Origin of the sequence: Cryobacterium lactosi (assembly GCF_004403945.1) — a bacterium.
Classification (GTDB): Bacteria; Actinomycetota; Actinomycetes; order Actinomycetales; family Microbacteriaceae; genus Cryobacterium; species Cryobacterium lactosi.
On the sequence record NZ_SOHM01000007.1, the window covers coordinates 216,531 to 239,583 of the forward strand.

General features: G+C 61.2%; 22 protein-coding genes and 7 tRNA genes. 14 read left to right on the plus strand and 15 right to left on the minus strand.

Annotation, left to right across the window (positions count from 1 at the left end; translation table 11 throughout):
• Positions 1 to 77: 77 nt before the first annotated feature.
• The 8 genes from E3T61_RS02975 to E3T61_RS03010 all read right to left on the minus strand — a co-directional run bounded on the left by E3T61_RS02975 (position 78) and on the right by E3T61_RS03010 (position 2,116).
• Positions 78 to 629 carry a hypothetical protein gene (locus E3T61_RS02975; RefSeq protein WP_134639414.1) on the minus strand — a complete coding sequence of 184 codons (552 nt, stop codon included), beginning with the start codon at positions 627 to 629 and terminating at the stop codon, positions 78 to 80.
• Positions 616 to 1,284: an RNA polymerase sigma factor gene (locus E3T61_RS02980; RefSeq protein ID WP_134639415.1), complete on the minus strand. Its 669-nt coding sequence runs from the start codon at positions 1,282 to 1,284 to the stop codon at positions 616 to 618. Before E3T61_RS02980 ends, E3T61_RS02975 begins: the two co-directional genes overlap by 14 nt.
• A 23-nt stretch (positions 1,285 to 1,307) precedes the next feature.
• A tRNA-Val gene (locus E3T61_RS02985) sits at positions 1,308 to 1,382 on the minus strand.
• Positions 1,383 to 1,407: 25 nt separating this feature from the next.
• A tRNA-Cys gene (locus tag E3T61_RS02990) sits at positions 1,408 to 1,481 on the minus strand.
• 56 nt (positions 1,482 to 1,537) lie between these two features.
• A tRNA-Gly gene (locus E3T61_RS02995) sits at positions 1,538 to 1,609 on the minus strand.
• 181 nt (positions 1,610 to 1,790) lie between these two features.
• Positions 1,791 to 1,862: transfer RNA gene (locus E3T61_RS03000), tRNA-Val, on the minus strand.
• 33 nt (positions 1,863 to 1,895) lie between these two features.
• Positions 1,896 to 1,969 (minus strand) — tRNA-Cys (locus E3T61_RS03005).
• Between the two features lie 75 nt (positions 1,970 to 2,044).
• A tRNA-Gly gene (locus tag E3T61_RS03010) sits at positions 2,045 to 2,116 on the minus strand.
• Positions 2,117 to 2,275: 159 nt separating this feature from the next.
• Between E3T61_RS03010 and E3T61_RS03015 the strand changes: the two genes are divergently transcribed.
• Positions 2,276 to 2,348: transfer RNA gene (locus E3T61_RS03015), tRNA-Val, on the plus strand.
• 227 nt (positions 2,349 to 2,575) lie between these two features.
• Here the strand turns inward: E3T61_RS03015 and E3T61_RS03020 are convergent.
• Entirely contained in the window at positions 2,576 to 3,733 is a 1,158-nt protein-coding gene (locus E3T61_RS03020) for a tyrosine-type recombinase/integrase (RefSeq protein ID WP_134639416.1), read from the minus strand.
• Positions 3,734 to 4,028: 295 nt separating this feature from the next.
• Here E3T61_RS03020 and E3T61_RS03025 point away from each other — a divergent pair, with 295 nt between their 5' ends.
• The 5 genes from E3T61_RS03025 to E3T61_RS21825 all read left to right on the plus strand — a co-directional run bounded on the left by E3T61_RS03025 (position 4,029) and on the right by E3T61_RS21825 (position 5,967).
• Complete coding sequence (locus tag E3T61_RS03025) at positions 4,029 to 4,262, plus strand: MerR family transcriptional regulator (RefSeq protein ID WP_134639417.1); 234 nt, start codon at positions 4,029 to 4,031, stop codon at positions 4,260 to 4,262.
• A 369-nt stretch (positions 4,263 to 4,631) separates the two neighbouring features.
• A complete protein-coding gene (locus E3T61_RS03030; RefSeq protein WP_134639418.1) occupies positions 4,632 to 4,964 on the plus strand; it encodes a hypothetical protein in 333 nt (110 codons plus the stop codon).
• On the plus strand, positions 4,961 to 5,251 hold the full coding sequence (locus E3T61_RS03035) for a hypothetical protein (RefSeq protein WP_134639419.1): 291 nt from the start codon (positions 4,961 to 4,963) through the stop codon (positions 5,249 to 5,251). Before E3T61_RS03030 ends, E3T61_RS03035 begins: the two co-directional genes overlap by 4 nt.
• 102 nt (positions 5,252 to 5,353) lie before the next feature.
• Positions 5,354 to 5,662: a hypothetical protein gene (locus tag E3T61_RS03040; RefSeq protein WP_134639420.1), complete on the plus strand. Its 309-nt coding sequence runs from the start codon at positions 5,354 to 5,356 to the stop codon at positions 5,660 to 5,662.
• A gap of 164 nt (positions 5,663 to 5,826) precedes the next feature.
• Positions 5,827 to 5,967, plus strand: coding sequence for a hypothetical protein (locus tag E3T61_RS21825; RefSeq protein WP_166793125.1), 141 nt, complete (start codon positions 5,827 to 5,829; stop codon positions 5,965 to 5,967).
• Between the two features lie 190 nt (positions 5,968 to 6,157).
• On the opposite strand, the gene E3T61_RS03045 is transcribed toward E3T61_RS21825, so the two are convergent.
• Both E3T61_RS03045 and E3T61_RS03050 read right to left on the minus strand, forming a co-directional pair.
• Positions 6,158 to 6,745: an HAD domain-containing protein gene (locus E3T61_RS03045; RefSeq protein ID WP_241992370.1), complete on the minus strand. Its 588-nt coding sequence runs from the start codon at positions 6,743 to 6,745 to the stop codon at positions 6,158 to 6,160.
• A 22-nt stretch (positions 6,746 to 6,767) separates the two neighbouring features.
• Positions 6,768 to 7,100, minus strand: a complete 333-nt coding sequence (locus E3T61_RS03050; RefSeq protein ID WP_134639422.1) for a hypothetical protein — start codon at positions 7,098 to 7,100, stop codon at positions 6,768 to 6,770.
• A 118-nt stretch (positions 7,101 to 7,218) separates the two neighbouring features.
• On the opposite strand from E3T61_RS03050, the gene E3T61_RS03055 reads away from it, so the two are divergent.
• Positions 7,219 to 7,401: a hypothetical protein gene (locus tag E3T61_RS03055; RefSeq protein WP_134639423.1), complete on the plus strand. Its 183-nt coding sequence runs from the start codon at positions 7,219 to 7,221 to the stop codon at positions 7,399 to 7,401.
• Between the two features lie 271 nt (positions 7,402 to 7,672).
• Here the strand turns inward: E3T61_RS03055 and E3T61_RS03060 are convergent, their stop codons facing one another.
• Positions 7,673 to 12,520 carry a DEAD/DEAH box helicase gene (locus E3T61_RS03060; RefSeq protein ID WP_134639424.1) on the minus strand — a complete coding sequence of 1,616 codons (4,848 nt, stop codon included), beginning with the start codon at positions 12,518 to 12,520 and terminating at the stop codon, positions 7,673 to 7,675.
• Positions 12,521 to 12,943: 423 nt separating this feature from the next.
• Here E3T61_RS03060 and E3T61_RS03065 point away from each other — a divergent pair, with 423 nt between their 5' ends.
• The 4 genes from E3T61_RS03065 to E3T61_RS03080 all read left to right on the plus strand — a co-directional run bounded on the left by E3T61_RS03065 (position 12,944) and on the right by E3T61_RS03080 (position 15,872).
• Positions 12,944 to 13,183: a DUF2188 domain-containing protein gene (locus E3T61_RS03065; protein WP_134639580.1), complete on the plus strand. Its 240-nt coding sequence runs from the start codon at positions 12,944 to 12,946 to the stop codon at positions 13,181 to 13,183.
• A 556-nt stretch (positions 13,184 to 13,739) separates the two neighbouring features.
• The gene (locus tag E3T61_RS03070; RefSeq protein WP_134639425.1) at positions 13,740 to 13,940 is read left to right on the plus strand and encodes a hypothetical protein; all 201 of its coding nucleotides are present in this window, start codon (positions 13,740 to 13,742) and stop codon (positions 13,938 to 13,940) included.
• A gap of 64 nt (positions 13,941 to 14,004) precedes the next feature.
• Positions 14,005 to 15,450 (plus strand): AlbA family DNA-binding domain-containing protein, encoded by a 1,446-nt coding sequence (locus tag E3T61_RS03075; protein ID WP_134639426.1) that lies wholly within the window; start codon positions 14,005 to 14,007, stop codon positions 15,448 to 15,450.
• Positions 15,451 to 15,542: 92 nt separating this feature from the next.
• Positions 15,543 to 15,872 (plus strand): helix-turn-helix domain-containing protein, encoded by a 330-nt coding sequence (locus E3T61_RS03080; RefSeq protein ID WP_134639427.1) that lies wholly within the window; start codon positions 15,543 to 15,545, stop codon positions 15,870 to 15,872.
• 1,088 nt (positions 15,873 to 16,960) lie between these two features.
• Here E3T61_RS03080 and E3T61_RS03085 read toward each other — a convergent pair.
• Positions 16,961 to 17,380, minus strand: coding sequence for a hypothetical protein (locus E3T61_RS03085; protein ID WP_134639428.1), 420 nt, complete (start codon positions 17,378 to 17,380; stop codon positions 16,961 to 16,963).
• Between the two features lie 443 nt (positions 17,381 to 17,823).
• Positions 17,824 to 18,039: a hypothetical protein gene (locus tag E3T61_RS22150; protein WP_206751522.1), complete on the minus strand. Its 216-nt coding sequence runs from the start codon at positions 18,037 to 18,039 to the stop codon at positions 17,824 to 17,826.
• Between the two features lie 96 nt (positions 18,040 to 18,135).
• Between E3T61_RS22150 and E3T61_RS03095 the strand changes: the two genes are divergently transcribed.
• On the plus strand, positions 18,136 to 21,081 hold the full coding sequence (locus E3T61_RS03095; RefSeq protein WP_134639429.1) for an ankyrin repeat domain-containing protein: 2,946 nt from the start codon (positions 18,136 to 18,138) through the stop codon (positions 21,079 to 21,081).
• Positions 21,082 to 21,274: 193 nt separating this feature from the next.
• On the plus strand, positions 21,275 to 21,523 hold the full coding sequence (locus E3T61_RS03100; protein ID WP_134639430.1) for a hypothetical protein: 249 nt from the start codon (positions 21,275 to 21,277) through the stop codon (positions 21,521 to 21,523).
• A gap of 78 nt (positions 21,524 to 21,601) precedes the next feature.
• Here E3T61_RS03100 and E3T61_RS03105 read toward each other — a convergent pair whose 3' ends face one another.
• Positions 21,602 to 22,174, minus strand: coding sequence for a hypothetical protein (locus E3T61_RS03105; RefSeq protein ID WP_134639431.1), 573 nt, complete (start codon positions 22,172 to 22,174; stop codon positions 21,602 to 21,604).
• Between the two features lie 101 nt (positions 22,175 to 22,275).
• Between E3T61_RS03105 and E3T61_RS03110 the strand changes: the two genes are divergently transcribed.
• Positions 22,276 to 23,031 (plus strand): hypothetical protein, encoded by a 756-nt coding sequence (locus E3T61_RS03110; protein WP_134639432.1) that lies wholly within the window; start codon positions 22,276 to 22,278, stop codon positions 23,029 to 23,031.
• Positions 23,032 to 23,053 lie beyond the last annotated feature (22 nt).

Below are 23,053 nucleotides of genomic sequence, written 5' to 3' on the forward strand. Positions count from 1 at the left end.
AACCACGTGTATTGCTCCCTTGAATTGCGAATCATCCAACTTTAGCGGGCGCCGGTCTGCTTGGTGACGGGTTCAGGTCAGGGCCGGTAGGGCGGCTGCAGCCCGACGGCGGCACAGAACGCATCCGGATCGTCGGCGTCGGGATTGTCGGCCCAGACGGGGAAGACCGCGAGCACGCCGTCCGGGCGCTGGCAGGCCTGCAGGTCCGGCACAGGGTAGGAGAGCAGCAGGTCGTCTGCGGCGCCCTCCGGTCGACGCCCTGCCTCCGCGGCCGAACCGCTCGGGGGCGTGAAGAAATCGATGTTCCAGACCGCCGCGCACTTCGCCATGGCGGCGTCGACCGGGTCGGCGATCCCCGCCTGGGCGTCCGGGCTGCCCGTCTGGGTGAAGACGGAGTCGGTGCTGGCGTCGGCGTAGCAGTACGCCGACATTGTGCGGAGTTCGGGAGTGGCCCTGGTGACCCAGGCCGTGGCGCTGCCGCCGGCGACAAGCAGCACCGCCGAGGCGGCCAGGACGGCACGGTGACGGTGCCGCCGGTGCGCCAGTTGGGCGTCGACGGTGTGCAGCAGACGCTCTTCGAGGCGCTCGAAGTCGCCGTCTGTCGGTGACTGCGGGTCAGTCGGCAGCATGCGTCGGTTCTCCCTTCAGGAGCGAGAGTTCGGTGCGAAGGCTCCCCTTGAGCCTGGAGAGCCGGTTGCGGACCGTGGCGTGGCTGATGCCCAACCGTCTGGCGGCCTGTTCGTAACTGAGGTCCTCCAATAGGCAGAGTTCGAAGATGCGCCGATCGACATCCGGTCGACCCGCCATGACGCCGCGGATGAGGCGCACAGCTTCGTTGCCGATGGCCACCGTCTCCGGCGACGGAGCGTCGTCGGCGATCTCGATTCCGGTATCCAGGCTGTCTCGCGGGCGTCGGCTCTCCGCTCGCCGCCGGTTGAGGGCGAGGTAGCGGGCGGTGGTGATGAGCCACGGCAGCACCGACTCCCCCACCAGATCAATCGTGACGCGTTTGTTCCACAGGGTGAGGAAGGCGTCCTGCAGTATTTCTTCGGAATCGCCTCGGGTGCCAAGGACCGAAAAGGCCGCCCAGTAGACCGAGCGTTGATGCTGGCGGAACAGCAGCCTGAACGCTTCGCGATCTCCCCTTCGAACCCGAGCGAACAGGGCGTCGTGCGCGGCAGCGTGAGGAGGAGCAGCGTCGGGGACGGCAGCATCAGTAACGGCAGCATCAGTAACGGCAGCAGCGGGAACAGCCGCATCGGGAACTGGCGCCGCTGGTTGCATCCACTCCCCCAGGTGTTGCTATCTGGTGGGCGATACTGGGATCGAACCAGTGACCTCTTCCGTGTCAGGGAAGCGCGCTACCGCTGCGCCAATCGCCCAGGACCGCGAAGAATTCTCGCGGGCTGGAGGTGGATACGGGATTCGAACCCGTGTAGACGGCTTTGCAGGCCGTTGCCTCGCCTCTCGGCCAATCCACCGTGTTCACTAAACCAGTACACCCAAAGAAAATCGGCCTCTCGGCCGATTCACTTCGAGCGGATGACGAGATTCGAACTCGCGACCCTCACCTTGGCAAGGTGATGCGCTACCACTGCGCCACATCCGCAACTGCTCGCATTTCTGCGTGCTTGGAAGACTCTACTCGATCCTGGGGACGCCGTGTGACACCACGGCCCGACAAGCGCGAACTCGGCCGCGAAATCCCCGTTGTGCCGCGGAATCACGGGGCAAAACAAAAAACCCCCGGGTTTACCGGGGGTTTCTGGATGAAAGAAAACGATGTTCTGTGGGCGATACTGGGATCGAACCAGTGACCTCTTCCGTGTCAGGGAAGCGCGCTACCGCTGCGCCAATCGCCCAGGTCCGTTGCAGCAATTGCGTGCTGTTCAGGCTGGAGGTGGATACGGGATTCGAACCCGTGTATACGGCTTTGCAGGCCGCTGCCTCGCCTCTCGGCCAATCCACCGTGCTTGTAAAACCGTGCTCTCTAGGCCGTACGTGTCTAGCAAAGGGAATCGGCCTTTCGGCCGATTCAACTTCGAGCGGATGACGAGATTCGAACTCGCGACCCTCACCTTGGCAAGGTGATGCGCTACCACTGCGCCACATCCGCAACTGCTCGCATTTCTGCGTGCGTTGAAGACTCTAGCCGATAGTGCGACGCATATTCAAACCGAGCGAATGCAGCGTGTCGCGGCGTCTCGATGTGCGCTCGGGCCCCCGTCTGGTCTAGTATCAAATGTCGCAGTCGAGAGGTTTTCGAATGTGGTTCGGGCGATTGGCGCAGTTGGTAGCGCGCTTCCTTCACACGGAAGAGGTCGTGGGTTCGAGTCCCGCATCGCCCACAGGTAAAAGCCCCGGTCAGCCGGGGTTTTTCTTTGCCCATCGTCGCGATTTTCGCAGAAAAAGCACGCAATAAAGCACCATCCATCCAGACGTAGACGCAACGAAGCCGGTCGACCCGCGTGTTTACAGCATTCTTGAACACGTAAAGCGCGGGTTCCGCGCTTGCGTTTGGGCGAGCGCTGGAGCCATGACGCTGCACCGAACGGCGCTGACAGATGGGCCGTTTCTACAAGCTCCAGACGCCTGGACCGATGCGAGCCATCGCCTGCTCGTGGAGAGCTATGGCCACGCCCTCCTCATCGTCACTGAACAGATCCGCGTACACGTCCAGCGTCATAGACGCAGAGGCGTGACCGAGCATGATCTGGATGGCTTTGACGTTGCCTCCTGCGGAGACGCTGAGACTCGCTGCGGTGTGCCTCAGGTCATGAGGGGTGATGTTGGGGAAAGGCTCGACGAACTCTTCAGTCAGGAGCCCCTCCTCGGTGCGCCGGACTGAAAGGGTCTCCTTGGCGTCGGCGAAGGCGCGAACTCGCCAGTCGTCAAGGCGAAGGTATCCGCCCCTCGGCGCGGTGAAGACCAGCGCTGTTCGCGCCTTCTTTTCTACCTGGACGGCCATCGCCTCATCCAAGAATTCCGGGTAGAAGACTTTCCGAAACTTCTCAAACTTCGGCAAGCCTTCGACCATGTGTCCATTCACCGTGGTGGCCGCCCGCACCACATGGATTCTCCGAGATTTCAGGTCGACCTCACCAGCCCGCAGAGCGGTGAGCTCACCGAAACGAAGACCGCAGTAGGCGAGGATGCCAATGACAGTTTTATAGCGCGGGTCGATGGCGCCGGCGAGCTCAGCCACCTGGTGATGGTTCAGGTATTCGTGCGCCCGTTTGATCGGCCGAGGCACGTCTACCCCTTTAGCCGGGTTAGTCGTCAACGCCTTGGACTCCACTGCCTTCTGCAGCGAGGCGAGCAGAATTCCGTGAGCCTTCTGCGCTGTGGCCGGCCCCGCATTCTTGCTCGTGATGAGTTCGAGCCAGGCCTGAACGTCCGTTTTGAGGATGCTTCCGATCTGCTTCTTTTCCCAATCGGGGCTCACCCATGTTTTTGCGATCGACTGACGGTTCGCCTGAGTGGCAGCAGTCAGACCGATTGTTCGGGCAACATGCAGGTCAATGAAGGGGCCCAATGGCTGTTTGCGATCCCGCGGCGAAGTGGCCTTGCCCTCGTATTTTGCGAGATCGTATTTCTTGCCCCAATTCGTGGCGTCCTTCTTGTTCTCAAACGAGCTCTTGACAGTTGATCTGTTGTCAACGGTGCGATATCGAACCCGCCACCACACACGGTCGCCCGTCTTCTTGAGCGTGTAACTCTCGGTGGTCGCCATGTTTGAAAGCGTAGTGCTGAAGCGGCACTATGAGACTTCGGAGGATAGCGCGCGGCCTCGCGGATCGCCGCATGCCCGGACCCAGCATGCAGCTACGGATCTGCATCGGGCTTCGCTGATCATCGTCGCAAACTCAGCTCCCAATGTCGCGGCGGATTCGAGGCTATCGCTTATCGCCCTGTATCCCGGGCGTGTTGAACTAAAACTCCCGATGAAAGGATAATAAAACCTTCGATTGAGTGGCCTGAAAAGGGCACCGCTCCAGCCGTTTTTCAGTGGTGCGCATAGAAGGGGTATGTCCAGAACACCAAACACCCCATCCCTTTCGCCCGTCAACATCGACTCCGGCATCCCCATGCTGAGCCCCAAGGAAGCAGCTCTGCTGCTCTGCACGAAACCCTCAAACCTCAGCCAGTGGCGCTATGAAAGCCGCGGGCCGGCGTACGTCAAGCTCGGCGGCATCATCGGGTACCGCCTCTCAGATATCGATGCGTACATCATGGCGAGGCTCGTACAGCCAAAGGGGTAGGCAGGGTCAGCGTCACAACGGCCAAATACGAGTAGCCTCGGCGCGTGGACTTACTCTCCGTGTTCTCGTTGTCGGTTTCGTCGCCGATCCCACCGCGCATGTGTGCCACATGCCCGCAACGCCGCCATTCCACTCGTACACCGCCTTCCGTATCACTACGGACGGTGACGTGATCGTGTTCCTGCGCAACCACCGGTCTGCACAATCGGCCGCCTCCATCGGCGACACCGGTGTTTACCGGGAGTGCTCGGGAGTTTCCTTCGAGCTAGGGAGCCCCGCTGCCCTGAACTGGAGCGACGGCACCGGCTACACCGGCGGTCGAGTAGTTCGCGTCGACCAGGAGCCTAGCGAAGTGCTCCTCCCGCAGCCATGAGAGACGACCACTGCGGGCCCAGCCTGGTCACCATCGCGAGTCTCCGCGGCTACCGGTACACGGCTATGACCGAGGACGGTGTGGTGACGGTCCGGATGTACGAGTCGGGGTCCATCACGGGAGGGTTCCAACGCCAGCGGGGCGCGATGGGCCCGCACCTCCCCACCGAAGGCCGGATCTTTCCCATCCAGCGTTTTGAACTCTCGGTCGGTGAGCCAGGCTGGGTCGAATGGACGCTGCAGGAGCATTGGCGGAGCGAGGGATTCACAACCGGATTGCCGATCCTGTGGATCGATGCGGCACCCCTCCCGCGCATGGACCACACATGAACAGCATCGATTCCAGTGCCGACGCCGGCATGTACACGGTCGCTGGTTCCGAGCAAAGTGCCGTGATCGAGGTGGGCGACAACCGGCGAGTCCGGCTATGGCTACTCATCAAGGATGCTGCGGCCACCGACGGAGGCGCCCAGGTTGTCCCCTGGGCTGGCGACCAGCTCTACCGGCTCGACCTTCGTGCTGGTGAACGTTGCGTCCTCATTCCGCGCCAGCGCAATGTGACCGGCGGCCTGGACGCCCACCAGCTCGGCTGTATCCAGAGCATCACCCGTCTCTGATCACGGTTGTTGGGCTTCGGCCCTACCGTCTGCACGCTGCCAGTGTCGGAGGCGTGTGGGATTCTGACACTCCACGAGATGCTGGACCGAGGAGAAGCACTGATGACCGAGATACACGGTGGCCCTGAACGAGAGCAGGTCAAAGAGCTCACCGACACCGCATCGGGCGTCTGGCGAGTCTTTACACGCGACAGTAGCCACACATTCGACATGGACGACCGGACGGTTCTGCGATCGCCAGGGAAGCTCGCCACCAACTTCGGGCTGGTCCTGCCGACGCGTTTGGACTACATCGGAACGTGCCAGGTCGGCAAGCGGGGCAGTTGGTTCTTCGCGCCTCTCGACCCAGTGACGGAGCCGCACGAATACCTCAGCTCGACTGTGCAGCGGATCGAACGACTCGACGTCTGAGGGGCCCCGGCGAGGCCCGAAGCACCTCCCCGACACTCCATGCTCCATCTGCCCTGCGCGTCCGGTCTAAGCACTCCTGATGGACACTGATCCGCAACGCATGAGCCATTTCAAAACAGTGGAAGCCTGGGCAAGTAGACGGATTGTGGCGTACCGTGCACGACATGGACAGAAACACGGCCCGCGAACTGCTGCGCTTCCCTGCAGCTGACTCCGACTGGGCGGACGGTGTCGCGATGTCCGGCACCGAGGAATGGCTGAGTACGGAGCCACAATTGGTCATGGAGTTCGCACCAGAGGACTAGCCGCTCCGCTGAGCGATGCGTCCCCAAATCATCGTGAGGAGTCAGACACCCGGATGCTGATCTCGGTCGTCAGCTGCCAGTGCGGGGGCGCCAGCGACAGAACGAATGCGACCCCAAGCAAGCGGACCAGCCGGCTCCTGACCCGTGACTGGTCGAAAGGCTGCTTCGGAGACTCCGATCGACCCAGTGGTTAGGGGCGCGTGCGCTGCTGGGCGGCGGCAAACGCACGCGCATGCTGCCGGATCTCAGCCAGCCGAGAGAGAAGTAGGCCTCGGGTCGCGTCGGTGGCGACAAGAAGACAGCCCGGCTCGGTGATGTCGTCCAGGCTGCGGCGCTGCGGGCTCATCTGCCCGCGGGACTGGTTGGTCAGCAGGTCGTCGACCATTATGAATGGCGTGCCAGCAGGCCGATTCGCTTTCATCCAGCGGCTGGCCGCCAGGGTCTTGATCCAGACGTTTGCGCGCACCCGATCAGCGAATCGACTGCCGACCTCCGCTACCGCGTACGGAGCTCTCTTCATGCCGACAGCCGGCGCCAAGAGTCGGTTCGCACCGTGGTCCCACGAGCTCAGCCAAACAAGTTCAACCAAGTCATCGTCGACCAGGGCGTTCAGCTCGGCGACGACCTTTGCGTCAAAGGTCACAACTGAAGGGAAGTCTGAGTCGGCCGGCTTCTGACGCTTGAGGGCTACCTTGCTGAGCCGACCGCTGTCTGAGTCCGCAAACCGGTACACAACCAGGACACCGTCGATGTCCAGGAAGAGCGGGATGGGCTGCATGTTCACGGCGGGCCTCCTGCATCTATGGTGCCCGATGCATGCGCGGTGCCGGTGCCGTTGTCGATAATCGGACCGCGCCGGTGGTTTGAGCAAGTCGCGAATTAGCAGACGGCATCCAAACCGCCCACCAAATGAACGACGTGTCGCGCAGACTTTCGCTAATGATTGCCGCGTCAGTGATTTCGATTGCGCGGATGGCCGTTGCTCTGAGTATGTCAAAAACATCTCTGCCGATCGTCTCAGCGTGGCTTCGGGTCCAGCCAGCATCCATAAGCCGGAGGACATGCATCTCGTACACGGCTTCCAGCGGCTGAAGTAGTTCCAGCATCCCTGCGGCAAGGTTGGCTTCGTGCATCGGATCTCCTCCGGTTGTGGCCTTGTACAACTAAGTGCGGCGTGCCGCGCATGTGACATGCAGAAGCCGCGTATCGATGAAGTACAGCGTCTAAGCTGCGACGGAAAAGGAGGGCGATATGGGCGGCAACGACCCTCCGGTGCCCGTCACCGAGGAGCGCCGAGCCGAGCTCGAAGTTCTGGCACGCGAGCTCGCGCAGCAGGTCGCTTGGGACATGGGTTTGTCCCGGAGGCCGCTGAGCGCGGCAACCGTCCGCGACTTGGAACGCGAGACGCTCAACGAGTTGCTTGCGGAGGAATGAGAGGGATGCTCCGCTGGGAACGCCCTGCGCGCCCGCCTAATGCGTTGGCAGAATAGCTGGTGCAGCCGCCGGTCGCCGACGCCCAGCGACGCCTACACGACCCTGCGGCTTCCGTCGCCCCTTTCCGTGGGCGCCGGGCTCGTTTCGTTGGCCGTTCGCGGTCGTCCGATGCTCGACTCCAAGGGGCCGCGCCTGCGCACCAGGTGAAGCCTCCGCGGCCGCACCTGCATGCGGGGCGGGCGAACTGAGGCGATCACAGGACACATACGGTTCAGGCCACCAACGCATCTTCGTCGGAGCGTATGCGGAGGGCCGGTAGCGCCTTGACAATCGCCACGGTTTCCACGCTGAGCGTCACGATCCGCTTGAGCAGGTTCAGAATGTACTCGGGATCATCGTGCTCGGTGGCCCAATCATTTGGGTCGTTCACGATGCCGCTCTCCTTATGTGTCTTCACTTGGTAGCGCTCTATGATCCACTCGATCCCGGATCTGGATCCGATCATGTAGTCATGTGCTGCTTCGGGGATTCCAGAGAGCGTGATCTGGTCGTTGTATCGGATCGTGGACTTGTCCCAGCGGCCGGCCTTACCTGCGAAACGCATCTTCTGCACGGTGAGACTTGCGCCGCTCGGACGAGTCTCAACGAGCGGGTACGGTTCGAGGTTCTCGTATCCCAGGTGCAGCTTAGAGAGCTCACGACCCGCCCTCGAGAAGGACCAGAAATCGAAAGCGGATTCGAGTTCGGGGATACGGGGCAACATCTTCTTGAGATCGGCCGCGTACTCCGTCCGATAGTCGGATGAGTGCAATAGGCCATACACGAAGAAGAAGATGTCGTCTTTGGTGACCTCGGGGCCATAAAGATAGCCGTAGGTGTCGAGGGTTTCATTGGTGATGTTATCAATGCGGGTGTGAGGTTCGGAATCACCAAAGATGTCTAGCTCGCCGTCACTCGCGCGAGCAGCATATGTGTACCGAGGGAAAAATTGACCACTGCTCCCAGCCCCCGTGACGTGCACATCGGGAACTTGATCCGTCATCAAAACCGAGAATGGGACTGCAGATCCGGCTCCGGCCAAATAGAAACCGTAGTTTTCCCCCGAATTGACGGGGAACATCGCCGGAATCTTTCCTAGCCGGTGCAACAAGCCGCTGTCGAAGTAGATCGACTGTTTGTTGAAGGGGCGATAGAGACCTGTCCAGATCGCTTCTGGCTTGAACGCAATCTGCTCGCAGCGTTCAAGCCGAGCAAGCAGCGAAGTAGTCCAGCTGGCCTTAGTCGAGTCACTGTCAACGAATTGTTTCGCTGGGACATCCTGATGGCTGTTGGACCAGCGGATTGATTCCGAATTGAATGTACCGATCTCAAGGGAAATATTCCGTGCTACAGACTCAGCCGAGAAGTTGTAAGCCCGGGCGTCCCGGGCTGTGAGGACACCCTGCGAATAGACGTTGAATATGCCAAGGCTGGCCGTGTCTTTTTTGCTCATCGCTGCGAAGCCACCGAAGGTAGCATCACGCTGATTCAGCCAATCCCCGGATTCGTTCGGTTCCAGTGAACCCCACGGCACACCGTCGATGCTCGCGTATTCGCTTACAAGAGCCAGTTTCTGGTCCCTAGTGAGATAGTCCCCGATGTCTCGATAGTGCAGCTGGCCGTGAGCAACGGAATCGGGGTTCTTGACCAACACGGAGATCGCAACAGTCGCCCGACTGCCCTCCCCAAAGACGCCGTCCTTTTCCTTGCGGCGTTGCTCGCCGGACGTGCGACCGTTGCCGCGGAGGTTGAATACATAGAGTGAGCTGAATTCTTCCGACAGCGATTTGCGTAGGCCGTCGGCAGTGTTGCCATCGAGGAACCCTCCGTTGGAGACATAGGCGATGACGCCGCGGTCCTTGATACGGTCACTCGCCCACCGAATAGCACGAATGTAAGAGTCGTACAGGCTGTTCTTATTCTGCGCTGTTGACCTATCCGCGTAAGTCGCTGCGATGCGAGCGTCGAGCGTCGGATACTTCATGTTCTGGTTGTTGTCGTTGGCACTGTCCTGCCCTGAGGAGTAAGGCGGGTTACCTACGATCACCGTTATGGGCAGGGCATTCTGTGCCTTGACACGCTCGTTGTTGTCACCAAAAATGCCGTGATCGTCGTAGTGATCATCGGCCTCGGACGTCTGGAAAGTGTCGGTTAGGACGATGCCTGGGAAAGGCTCGTACCCTTCAACTCCGTATGATTCGGCGTGAGCGCCGCCAGTGTTCTTGACGAGGCCGTGGAAGGTCTCCTCGATGTTGACGGCAGCCACGTAGTAGGCCAGCAGAACGAGCTCGTTGGCGTGCAATTCGTAACGGTATTTTCGGACGAGGTCAGCTGGCTTGATCAGACCTGATTGAAGCAGCCGAACGATGAAGGTACCGGTCCCCGTGAACGGGTCGAGCACGTGGACCCCCTCGTCTGAAAGCGTTGCCCCAAATTCTTTCCGGAGAACGTCGTCCGTGCTCCGGAGGATGAAGTCCACTATTTCATTTGGGGTGTAAACAATCCCGAGCCGTTCGTGGGTGTCCTTGAAAGCACCGGAGAAGAACTTCTCGTAGAGGCGCTTGATCGTGTTTTGCTTAGCTCCGGAGTCTGTGATGCCTTTCACACTTCGGCGGACACTGGCGTAAAAGGACTCGAGCTGGTCGGTCTCGGTCTCGAGGTTGGTGCCCTCAAGAGCGTCCACCATGCGCTGCATGACTTGGGACACGGGGTTGTTTGCACTGAACGAGTAGTCGGCGAAAAGAGCCTCGAATACTGGCTCAGTAATGAGGTGCTGAGACAGCATCTCGATCGCGTCGGCCTCGGTGATGCTCGGGTTGAGGTTATCTCGCAACCCGCCGACGAAGGCTTCGAATTCCGCACGGATGTGGGTGCTTGACCCGTCTACAAGGCTGGCGATGCGGATGCGCTGGCGTCGTGCAATGTCAGCGACGTCTTTCGCCCAGTTTTCCCAGTAGTCGCGCTCCCCCACCTTCTCGACGATCTTGGCGTAAATCGCCTCACGCCAGTCAGCTCCGATACTCGACCAGTCCATTGGCACAGGCGTTGAATCTGGGCTGGGCGAGGCCGTGCCCTCGGGCTTTTCGCCATCCCACGGATCGCGCACGTCGATGACCTGCAGCTGGTCGTCGCTCTTTCCGTTCAGGTCGATTTGCTCGATCTTGGCCTCGAAGCGCTCGTCGTGAGCGCGGAGTGCCCTCAAAACATCCCAGACGACCTTGTACTTGACGTTGTCGTTCAGCGCCTGTTCGGGCGTTTTGTCAGACGGGACAGCGATCGGAAGGATGATATATCCGTAGTCCTTGCCATCCACTTTGCGCATGACACGCCCAACGCTTTGAACGACATCAACCTGGCTGTCGCGGGAGTTCAAGAAAATCACAGCGTCAAGAGCCGGGACGTCGACACCCTCTGACAGACAGCGTGCATTGGTCAGAATGCGGCAGACATTGTCCTCCGGGTCCGTCGGCGCCTTCAGCCAGTCCAGCATCTCGTTGCGTATCATGACGTTCATCGTGCCGTCGACATGCCTCGCTTCAAGCCGGAGGCCGACCGTCGCTTCGTCGTCCTGCTCGGCGGCTGTCGGAAAGGCTACGACGGGCTTGGACAGGTGACCGTCGTAACCGTCAAGCATCCCCTGCACCTTGCGGCTGTCTTTGATCGAGCGTGAGAACGCGACAGCTCGTCGCAGCGGTGCCCGTTCTCCCACGCTGTCACCGAGTCCCGAGACCCCACGCTTGGCCAGGCCGTTGTAGATTCCAACGATTCGGGCGGCGTCCGGAATATTGAGCTCGCCGTCCGCGGCAAATGATTCTTGAAAGCCGGCGCCGATGGAATCCTCGTCGACTGCAAGAACGAGGACTCGGTAGTCAGTAAGCAAGCCGCGTTCGACGGCTTCACCGAAGCCGAGCCGATGGAACACGGGCCCGAAGGAGGCCTCGTCATCCATGCTGACAAGTACAGCCTCTTTCTCGGTTGCTTTGGTACGCACTGCGTCGGCATAAATCTTTGGTGTCGCCGTCATGTAGAGACGCTTGCTCGCCTTGATCGCGGCACCATCATGTACCCGCAGGAACGCAGATTCGTCCTTATTCGCCAGTGTGAACCCAGCCGTCCGATGCGCTTCGTCGCAGATCACAAGATCAAACGCAGGCAGGCCGGCAACTTGCGCTTTCGCGATTACGTCGATGGATTGATAGGTCGAGAAGTAGACGGTCAGTCCGTCTAGTGTCTGTGCCTTTGCGACTTCGGTCAGCAATTGCTGAGTGTTCGTGGTCGCCGGGTACGCCAGGTCCGACACCGAGTAATCCTCGCTGTACTTGCCGACTTTGCTGTCGGAACAGACGGCGAAGGCTCGTAGCGGCATCGTGCGCTCCGCCGCCCACTCTTTCAGGGTCTGCGACAGCAAGGCAATGGACGGAACCAGGAAGAGTACTGAGCCGCCGGGGCCGGCGATCTGTTCTGCGATCCGCAAACTCGTGAAGGTCTTACCGGTCCCGCAAGCCATAATCAGCTTGCCGCGCTCATTGGACTTGAACCCCTTCGACACGTCGGCTAACGCTTGCTCCTGGTGGAGGCGGAGTTGCTTTAGAGCAGGTGCGATCAGCTGGGCAGGCTTTGTAAGGACGTACTTTGACCAGTCAAGACCGGACTGGTCCAGGTCGGACACTCCGATCAAGTTGGTCTGCACATACTGGTCAGTAAGAGCATCGGCGACGTTTTTGCTCAACTTGTCGGTCGTTGCAAACAGAATCCTGGAGGTGAACGGATGCTTGCCTGATGCCGTGAAGAACGAATCAATGTCGGACTTCTGCAGGGTGTGGTCCGCCGCGTAAAACTTGCACTGGATGGCCGCGTAGCCGCCCCCGAAACGCTCACGGGCGACAAGGTCGATGCCAGTGTCTGTCTTCCCCCCACGACCAGGCCAGTCCTGCCAAAGCCACACCTCATCGAAACGGGCCGTCCAGACCGGATCGCTGGAGAGGTAGCTCTGCGCCAGCTTTTCAAGGAGCAGCCCCTTCTCCCGTGTGTCCCGAGCCATTCCCGCGTACTCATCGAGCAGATCGTGAATGGTTGTCATGGTTCTCCAAGGAGGTCGGCGTCCACCCAAAATATCGCTGGGCGTATTGAGTTCAGACTAGGGCACTGGCGGGAGGCCACCCAGGGCGCTCGAGGCTAACGGTGCCACGCTTGAAACGCCGTCAGGGGGACGCCAAGCTACCGGCAGGACGCCGGAAAAATTCCTGCAGCCATACGAGCAGCCAGTCCTTTCGAGGCTCACTCCTGGTCAGAAGGAGACAGAGCTTCGTTGGTCTGACTCCATGACAGCAGGGCTGTGCCTTCCCTGAGCCGGGTATCGGAAGCATGGACCTGCGGCCTAACAACGACCTCACGAGTCCTCTAACCCGACCCCCTCTTCTAGTTACCTTGGCGCGGCGTTTATGGCGCAGGCGTCAACGCCGTGGGACTCTTTGCCCGACTGGAAGGAGAGGAGGTGAATGAAATGACGACACAAAACCCGAGGTACGTGGTGCCAAACTCGAGCGGAGGATGGGATGTCAAGGCGCCCGGGGCGACTCGAGCTTCCTCACACCACGACACACAGGCAGACGCGATCAACCGTGGACGCGAGATCATCGGCAATGCCGGTGGCGGAGAACTCAATATCCACGGCCGAGACGGCTCAATCCGCGCGAAGGACACGATCCCGAAGGGGAATGACCCGCGGAACAGCAAGGGCTAGCTGAGGCGGCCGATACGGCTCAGTCTTTCGGCCAGATATCGAGCAGCAGGAGCGCGGGGGAAGGGGAACGGACTTAGCTTCCCCTCCTTCGCATTCTGACTAACCGTCTTCCGGCGCCCCTAATACCGAGCCTTCAGGACTACTCGTGAGGCACGGATACTTGCAAACAGGATGGCGAGCGCAGTCTGAGCGATCGCGCCGCGCCGCCGTGGTAATTTCGGCCTCATGATGGATGATCACCTCGGCCCCGGCCTTGTCACCATCGCGAGCCTACGGGGCTACCGTTACACGGCGGTCACCGAGGACGGCGTGGTGACGGTGCGGATGTACGAGTCGGGGGAGGCATCACGGGTGGGTTCCAGTCCAAACGGGGCACGATGGGCCCGCACGTCCCGACCGAAGGCCGGCTTTTCCCTAACCAACGGTTCGAACTCTCGGTCGGCGAGCCGGGCTGGGTCGAATGGTCGTTGCAGGAGCAGTGGCGGAGCGAGGGTTTCACGACCGCCTCGCCGATCCGATGGATCGATGCGGCACCCCTTCCGCGCAAGGGGCACACATGAAGAACATCGATTCCAGTGCCGCATCCGGCATCTACGCGGTCACCGACTCCGAATGCACGGCTGTCATAGACGTCGGCGCTGAACGAAACGCGGCTGTGGCTACTCATCGAGGGTGCAGGGAGAGCTCGCGCGGGACAGTCGGGAAGCAGAACAACGTTGCCCGGACGGCGTCCGAGGCCAGCAGAGGAACCAGTTGATCGTTTTGTGCAGCCACCGGCGGTCAGCGCGCCGGGGACCTAAGTTACACGACAGTATTAGCCCATGGCCTCAGGAAACCTCCGACACTCATTGCTCCGCGAAAGTACCCAGAAACTATTAGACGCCGGCGAGCAGCCCCATATCGAATTCAAAAGCCAAGTGGTCATTGGATCAGTCGCCAAGCAAGTAGCCGCCGGCGCGAACTTCATCGCCTTCCAGCCCAGTGCTGGCGTCCATACAATACTGTTCGGAGTCGCGGAAGAAGATGCCGACAACACCGGTGTGACGGTCGGATCGATCGTGGGCCTCGCCACGGGCGGAGTGCCGGCCGGCCTGGACGCGCTGCAATTGCAAATCGAGCAAACGATTCACACAACCGTGCGGCCGCAGCCGAACATCGTCATTCATCAGGAGAACGTGTCCACGCGACCCATCTTGGTGCTCGAAGTTCGCCCGGCCTCTGCCCCACATATTTGGAACGACCGTTGGTTGATGCGAGGGGTCGCTGGCATTCGCGCGATGACTCAAGACGAGGCGCTGCAGATCTTCAAGAACCAACGTCTAGGCGCTTGGATTGATGAGTTCGAAGATAGCGATCCCCTCAAGAAGGCTCTGACCGGGATACGCGGTTCGATCGACGACCTGAGGTATTTGCAGAACGACGGCCGGCGTAGCTCCCCCGCCGCCGACGGCGGAGGCTTGGCTGGGCTCGAAGAGTACCTGCAGTCCCTTGATCAAAAGGTCACGGAGGTCATTGATGGTGTTGAGGAAGTCCGGGTGCAGGCAACCTTGGCAGCTGATAACACCGGCGCGCCAACCGCGGAGTCCATCTGGTGGGCAGTGATGGCTGGCCGTCAGCTCAGGATGCACACCATCTACATGTTCGCGTTGAAGCTCACCGCGCCACGAGTGGAACTGGTCGACGCGCTTTTCGTCGACCTACTGGGCGAGACGACGAACCTCTCGGAATTCCCCGAGAATCTTGCCGAGGCCGGCGCGTACCGAAGCCTCCGCCGTGCCGGTTCTGGCATCACGCTGGAACAAGCGGCTGTATCGGAGCTCGTGGCTGCCGCAATCTGGCGTGCGAACGGCCTACCGGCACGTTTCGGAATTGGCTGGCTTGACGACGTACGACAATCGCGGGACGTGCTGAGTGCGAAATCGCCTGCGTACACCAGTGGAATCGACAAGGAAGTCGGCCTGCTGCATCTGCCCAACGTGTCACTTTCCGCTCTGACCTCCGCAATGGGAGGCACACTGAGCGCAAATGGCCGCGTTTTAACAGTCGCAACTCCGAACGGTGCATATCGTCTCGCCGTGCCGCGCAATGGGGACGTATGGCCCATCGTATTCAGCCCGGGACTATTTATCGACGACGAGGCGACTCGCGAAATTGAGGAGACGACCGAAGCGCTGGCTAACCTCGCCACAGATAGCGGCGGCTCTTGCTGGGGCGTTGAAGGGTCAGGCTTGGCCATACCTACAACGCTTGGCCATACCTACAACTAGGTCTAGCTAGGGCGACACTCATGTGTTTGACGGCAGCTACAAGATGTAGTCAATGTGTAGAATTCTGAACATAAGATCGAATAAGGACTCTAATGCCCATGATCCCGAACAAAACCAATCGAACCACGGACGAATGGCTGCGCCGTATCGGCGCTCAACTCCGATCTGTTCGTATCGATGCGGGGATCGAACAGGAAGCATTGGCCCGACGAGCGTCCGTCAGTCGCGGATCGCTGAGCGCTCTGGAAAACGGATCCGGTTCATCTCTCCGCACCCTGGTGAAAGTCGCCCGTCTCCTCGAGCTGGACGACTGGATGGACGGCATCGCCGAGGACTCCACGGTTCCGAGTCCGCTCGAGCAGATGGCCGCTCAACGACGGGCTCGCCGACCACGGCTGCGCGTAGCACATGGCGGTAAGTGACCGCATTTGAACCCATTGCAGTAGACATGGTCAGTCTTGTCCTGAAGCGAATTGTACGACGAACAGCTGAAAAGCTGGCGTTGCCGGAGCCACGAAAGGACACCTCACCCAAGATCGTCCGACCAAAATGTGGTGCCCAGGCGACGCTCGCGACACCGCGCCAAACGGGGCAACTCAAAGCTCACCTTTGTCCCTGTCGCCGATGGTTCACCACTGGCCTTGGGCCGACCGGCGCACAGCGCCCGAAAGCGCGGGGTAAGCGCAGCATCTGAACTTCCAGCGGCGGCCCGCCCACCCTCGGCCGTCGCTTGGCGTCTAGCGAGAGCGCCCCGCGGATAGCCGGCACCTCCTCCGTGATGGCCGCATCGTTCGGAACTCCCTTGTCGGGATAAACCAGCAGCCGGTAAGCCGTAGCGGGCTCGCGAATCGGCTGAGAACTCACGGAACTTGGGGTTGAGCTCCGGCATCGCCTGGTAGACGGTCGTGGCAAGCGAGTTCATCTTCGGATAGTCCAGCTGGACCATGGCCCAACGCTAGCTCATCGTATGAACGGCGTAAGTTAGCCTGCCGGCCCCCAAAATGGTGATCAAAGAGACAGACATTTCGGCTGGCCGTGTTTCCAGATGTCAGTGGAGAAACAGTGCCCACATAGGGCCGCAGCAGCGCACTTATACGGCCACTAGCCAATAGCCGCCCGTGGGCGGGCATCTTCCCTTCAGATGACACTTCACGAAACGATCATCCATGGCCACCGTTCTGCGCGCCGCCCGACTTCGATCTACTGGCGTGCAGCCGTCCATCGTGATGTCCGTCTGGCGGTGGACGCACTTCATCGCCATCGTCAGGGTCCGCACCGAAGCGAAGCGCCAGCGGTGTCACGTCGCAAAGGGGTGCGAGCCGCGTGGCGCCGCTCGCTTCGTGCAGGAAGCTAAAGTTCTTGAGTGCGCGTCGGTGTTGCCACTGAGGTGGTGAACGTTGCGTGGCGCAGAAAAACCTCCATCTCCGGCCGGGCAGGAGCGAAAACAGTTCGCTGAGTGTCCAGAAGCTCGGGACGGAAGTGACGTACAACTAGGCGCGTACGGCGTGCACTACTCGGGCGGGCACGGTTTGTTCTCTAGCGCATCCCTCGCTTTGTGGACCGTGCGCTCCGACTCGCTAAGTGCGCTCGCGAGGGCGCCGCTGTCGCCAGCCCAGTAGCTGTGTCGATCGAAGAAGTCATCGACCGCCTGGTGGTCGGCGTCCATCGCTAGTCCCTCGACCGCAGCTAATACTGTCAGCTGAGTAATTGCATCGGAGCAAGCTTGCATTGCATCCGCATGGTCGTCGGCCAAAATGGTCAGCGCGAAATCCGCCTCATAGGATGCGTTAGCCATCTGCTTCGCCTGCCATGCGGACATGCCGACGGCTGTGCAGACGGAGCCGAAGGCAACAGCTCCGATGAGGATCAGCCCGAGGCCGAGCTTCGAGAGCTGGATAGGTGCTTTGCTTGGCCTGACCTCGTCATTCACTGCTGTGCCTTCCTCTGTCTAACCCAAACCGTAGTGGCCTGAGGGGAAGAGAGCACTCATTCTTCCTACCCCGAGCCGTCGATCATTACGTTCTCGGATGCCCAAGCTGCCTCGATGGCGTGTGGCGGCAGCCCCCGTGGTGACTTCGGCCATCAACCCTCAGTTCCGGCCAATCAGCGAACTTCGGTCACGTCGTGCACGATCATGGCCGAGCGCCAGGTTCAGGTGGGGTCGCCGGAATGACTCGCGGCAATCATCGGCGACAGCGGCTGGACGGTTGCGCAGCTTCGGTCCAGCCTGAGCCACAGTGCAATGACGATTGCAGAAATTGCAACTCACCAAATGGCGAGTAGCGCTTGATGGTAGCGCCAGTCCGCGTTGTTGGTAGCGCGGTTCTGACGAAGTGGTAGCGGCCCGGGCTGGTTGCCCGGACCGCTCCGGTGTCACTCCCAATAGGCCTCGTGCGCGCGGGCTTGGTCGTTGCGGTGCCGGCGCATATCGATCTGGCCGAGGTTGATGATCTGGGCGTTGTTGGCGAGGCGGTTCACGATTGAGTCCGCCGCGACGCGGTCGGGCAGCTCGGCGACCCAGTGCGCTGGCGCGGTCTGCGAGGCGATCTTGCCCGCGCCTTTTGCGTCGACATAGCGGCGCCTGGCCAACAGCAACGTGAAGCCGCCATTAGGCTCGCACCGAACCCTGCGCGGTAGTGACAGGGTCGCGACGGTCGGAATCAAGTAGAGAGATCGGGACAAGGCATGACAGTGTGGTCGTGGGGCAACAACGAGGCGGGACAACTCGGCGACGGTACGCAGCCGCCCGAGAACCGCTCAATTGGCACGACCTATGAACACGAGTTCCGAGCGGAGCCGCGGGAGGTTCCAGGTCTCCCCGACCTGGCTTCGATCGCTATCTACTCAGACAGTGACTCGAAGGCCCCAACCGTGTACGCGATTACGCCGAACGGTGGCGTTCTTGCGTGGGGAGTCAACCTTGGCGGGCGGCTCGGAGATGGGAGTGGGGTTTGGACGCGCTCGCGCCCCGTGAATCTAAGCGGGATCGACGACGTCACCGCAATTTGTGGCGGTTTCACGAACACCTTCGCCCTCCGTGCTGATGGCAGCGTGTGGGCTTGGGGCACCTTCCGAGCAACCTATGAGTGGCCCATGGTCCCTGATTATGCGATGCCCACCTCAATCTCGGGATTGGATGACGTTGTCGCCATCACTACGCCGAGCGGGCCATACAACGACCTCGCAAAGCTCTACGCAATCCGCTCGGATGGGTCCGTGTTGGCTTGGAGACCAGGTGACAGCGACCCGCTTCGAAACGGTGAGGTGACGCAGGTCGAGCTCTCCAAAGCTTCGAGCGTCCGATCAGTTGTCGTCGGTGAGGATTCCGCGTTCGCGATTTGCGCCGACGGGACACTCTGGGCATGGGGCAGAAACGGCGATGGTCAACTCGGAGACGGAACGACGTCGGACCGTGCTCTGCCGGTGCGGGTTGAAGGGCTTGGCAGGATTTCAGTCGTTGTTGCCGCGTGGATGCGAACATTCGCGGTGGGTGAGGATGGCTCGGTCTGGGCATGGGGTGAAAACTCGGGTGGACCAGCGTGGGGCGAACCTGTCAACGGGCTATTGGGAATTGGCGACGCGCCCAACCAGACCGCGCCCATGAGGGTCGAAGGGCTACCCAAGATCCGGGATCTCGTCGTCGCGGGTCGGTCGACCTTCGCTCTGGCAAGGGACGGAAGTGTCTGGTGCTGGGGAGACAACTCGATGGGGACGCTCGGGATTGGAACAACAGTCGACCAATCGAACCCCGTGCAGGTGCTGGGACTCACCGGCGTGGAGTCGATCTTAACCGATCACAGCTCGGTGTTCGCGTTGAAGGCGGACGGCACCGTGTGGGCGTGGGGTGAGAACTGGCACGGAAAGCTCGGAGACGGAACTGAAACGGATCGGCCAACTCCGGTCCAGGTGCCGGGGCTCGCCGGAGTCAGCTCGCTAAACATCGGCGGGTCTACAGTTGTTGCACTCGCAACGGATGTCCCCGAGAATCCCACATCGTCGTTCGACGTCTCCAGCAGTCAGGGCGCTCATGAGACTCGGCGTGAACTCGCAAGCGCAGCCGCGTACGGGCAGATTGATCAGGTCAAGAGCTTGCTTGACGAAGGGGCGGATCCGAACCTCGTCGACATGGACGGCGATACAGCACTAGTCCATGCGGCCAGAGGCGGTCATCTGGATGTCGTCGGGCTTCTGCTCGAATCCGGTGCAGACCCAAACCACCACGGGCGCAACGGAACCCCGCTAACGGTCGCAGCGAGTGGCGGGCAGACGGATGTCGTGCGTGTGCTCGTCTCGAGCGGCGCCCTCGTTGACGGGCGGTTCGAGGGCCGAACCGCACTTATGATGGCGACGCAGCAGGGCGATGAAGCGCTCGTGCGAGGGCTACTCGACTACGGTGCGGAGATCGACGCGATCGACGATGCGGGACACACGGCCTTGTACTTCGCCGTTGATGCGCAGCACGTCAACGCAGTTGAGCTGCTGCTGAAGCTGGGCGCAAGGCCTGACCGAGCAGCGTCGATCGACGACAGCCCGCTCGGAATCGCGACGCTCAGATTGAACACTTCGATGGTGCTGGCTTTGCTCCGTGCAGGGGCTGATCCCGCTGCCATCTATTCGCAGAGACACGCGCTCACCATCCCCAACCGAGGAGAGGCCTTCCTCGTGCCGGAATGGGCGGTTGCGACTGTTCTCGGTCGGAGTGATCTACATGTCGGAGATTTGTCATCGGTTCCGGCTGCCTATTGGGAGAAGGCTGAACTAGTCAACGGCAAGACTCCGTTGATGTTTTGGGCGAACAACGGGTTTGCGGATGCGGTTGAATCGCTGCTTGACGCAGGGGCTGACGTTCGGACTGTCGACGACGATGGAGACGACGCGCAAAGCTATGCAATCAGCCGACAGCACCTGGAAGTGCTGGAGTCGCTATTGGAGCACGGTGCGAATCCCAACGCGCGCAGCAGCCTCTTAGGGCAGCCCAGCTTCGTACTCCATGTGGCGGCCGCGATCGGATGGAGTGCGGGAGTCAAGACCTTGCTCGCGCACGGGGCAGCAGTCAACGGGCGAGGATCGGGTGGGATAACGCCGATAATGCTGGCTTCAGGAGCTGGCGAAGATGAGTGTGTAACCCTGCTTCTCAGCTCCGGTGCTGACCTCAGCGCCCTCGATGATGATGGCGATTCGGCGCTCTTCTACGCAGAATCACGAGAGCGCACAAGCACGCTTGAGTTGCTGCGCCGCAGCCGTGCGGGCTCGCGCCATGCCAGCTCCGGCTCGTCGACTCCGGCTCAAGATGGCACTGAGACTGCTGCGGAACGGAAGGTCACTCCGCCAGCCCGCCCGGCTGGCCCGCGCGCAAAGAGAGTAGTGGAGGTACACGGTTCTACGCAGAGTGGATTCCTCAACCGGCCAAGGATCCGTGTCTTCTGGAATGGCACCGAGGTTGGCGGAGTTGACCACGGTGGTCGGTTTCGGTTCGAAGTCGAAGGCGATGGAGAGGCGCGCTTTCGGTACTCGTTCCGGTCCGCGAGGCTTAACGTGAATGCTGCCGATGCTGTCACGCCCATCTACTTGTCTTGGGATCGCACATGGGGCCGTCTCATCGCCGGGACTACGTCCGACGGTCGGGTATGACGCGGCGGCAGTACGACGAGCCAGACGTACCGTCGTTCAGCTGTACGCGTCCGAGACACGGGTTGGGGCCGGTGACGCGACCGCGATCACCGCGGAGCATGTGCGGGCCGCTGAACCGTCGGTCCGCCGACAATTGGAAACGGGGCTGTACGCAGCCCGGTATGACCGGCTGACGGACCGGGAGCGGGAGTATGTGACGGCGATGGTCCAGGTGATGGACGCCGGTCGCGGCGGCCGGCCGGCGCCCGGCTTCCGCAGGCAGCGGGTGAGCAGCGGCGAGGTCGCCGCGGCGCTCGGCAAGGAGTTGAACACGGTCGGGCAGACGCGGGACCGGATCATCCGCAAAGGCATCGTGCACGCCCCGCAGTACGGGGCGCTCGAGTTTTCGGTTCCCGGCTTCGCCGAGTACGTGCGCCGGCGGGCGGCCGCGGCCGACCTGTAGGCGGCTCGCCTCTGATTACGTTTTCCGCACCACGGCACCCTGATTACCTTTTCCGCCAGTGCAATCCGGCGGCCGACGCTACGAGTCGATGTCGATGGAGGTGGCGCCGAGCACGCTCAGCTTGACCTCACCGGTGTTCAGCCCGTTGAGCAGGTCCAGCCCCATCAGCCGGACTGCCTCCTGTGCGTCGGCGGCGGAGCCGGCGACAACATCCTGCTCAATGGTGACGGTGGTCGTGGCCAGCACCCGGTAGGTGCGGGGCAAAGAGGCGGCGGCCGTCTCAGCGTCGAACAGGCGCACGTCCTCGGCCAGGAACCAGGAGTCATCATCGTCGGCGACGGCCACACGGTGGTACACCACACCGTCCATGGAGTCGATGATCGGGTCGGTGATGACGTCGAAGGTGGTGCCGATGTCGTAGAAGGTGTCGTTGACGATGGCGTCGCGGATGAGGACACCGACGGTGCCAGCGGTTACGGGGGCGGAGGTGATCGTCGTGCGAAGGTCATGCGCGGACCTCGCGTGTCGGTGGTGTTGTGTGTTTTCGACCGCATGCCGCGCACTGACTGTCGCCCGGGGCCAATAGGGTGTTCCATAGACGAAGGGGACTAATTGTGACAGCGCCCAGGACACGGAAAGAAGAGCACGCACTTCTCGAGGCGATCGCCGATCACGTTCGCTCCCTCGGACCGACGCTGCAAATGTCTGTCGACGCTACCCGGTTTGCCCCAGCTCAAGTCTTGGATGTGCGTATGTCGGCTACGCTCTCGATTTGTCTTGCTGACACGCAAGACTGGTCGACCGTCTGGATTGCCCATGACGACGATGGGACGTGGGAGCCCCTGCGCGGGCTCCTGCCCCTGCCAGACCTTGCGCACGGAGAGAGTGTCGAACGCATTGCGGACATCTTCTACGACCATCTATGCGCCTTCCGTGGCTTCACAAACCCTGACCTTGTGGCTCGGGCTGGCACCGAGGAGGCGAACCTGATCCTGGCACAGACCGTGCATCGCTTCCGGGCGCTAACCCCGGCGGAGCTCTCGGCACCGTTTAACCTTTCATCAGTCGCCGCGGAAGCTGCTCTATCACTTCGCCTGGCTGGATTCGATGTCGCCGCCGCGACACGGCCGAGCACGCAAAGTACAGGCTTTGAAGCTGTGCTCTCAACACCCAAGATGCCAGACCAGGTCTTCTACGTGGTCGAGGACATGTGGTGGCTGCACACCCTCAACATCATGCGTCAGCCGGAGCAGGTGAACTGGTGGGCGAGTGTACGCGGCGGCCCGCAGGTTCTGGCGGCGCTGTTTCTTGCTGGCACAATGGACACCTTGGGCTCAAGGAATGCGCCGGACAAAATGTATGAGCTGCGCGCAGGCAAGCGCAGTCGTGCGGAGTCCTTGGAGCGCAAGCTCAAGCGTCACCTGAACCGCATTGTCTGTGCGGACCTAGACGCATACGCCTCGGACGTCGCCTTCCAGCTGTACTGCCAGAAGTACGAAATGGGCTAGCTGACTATCCGGCTCTGACGGC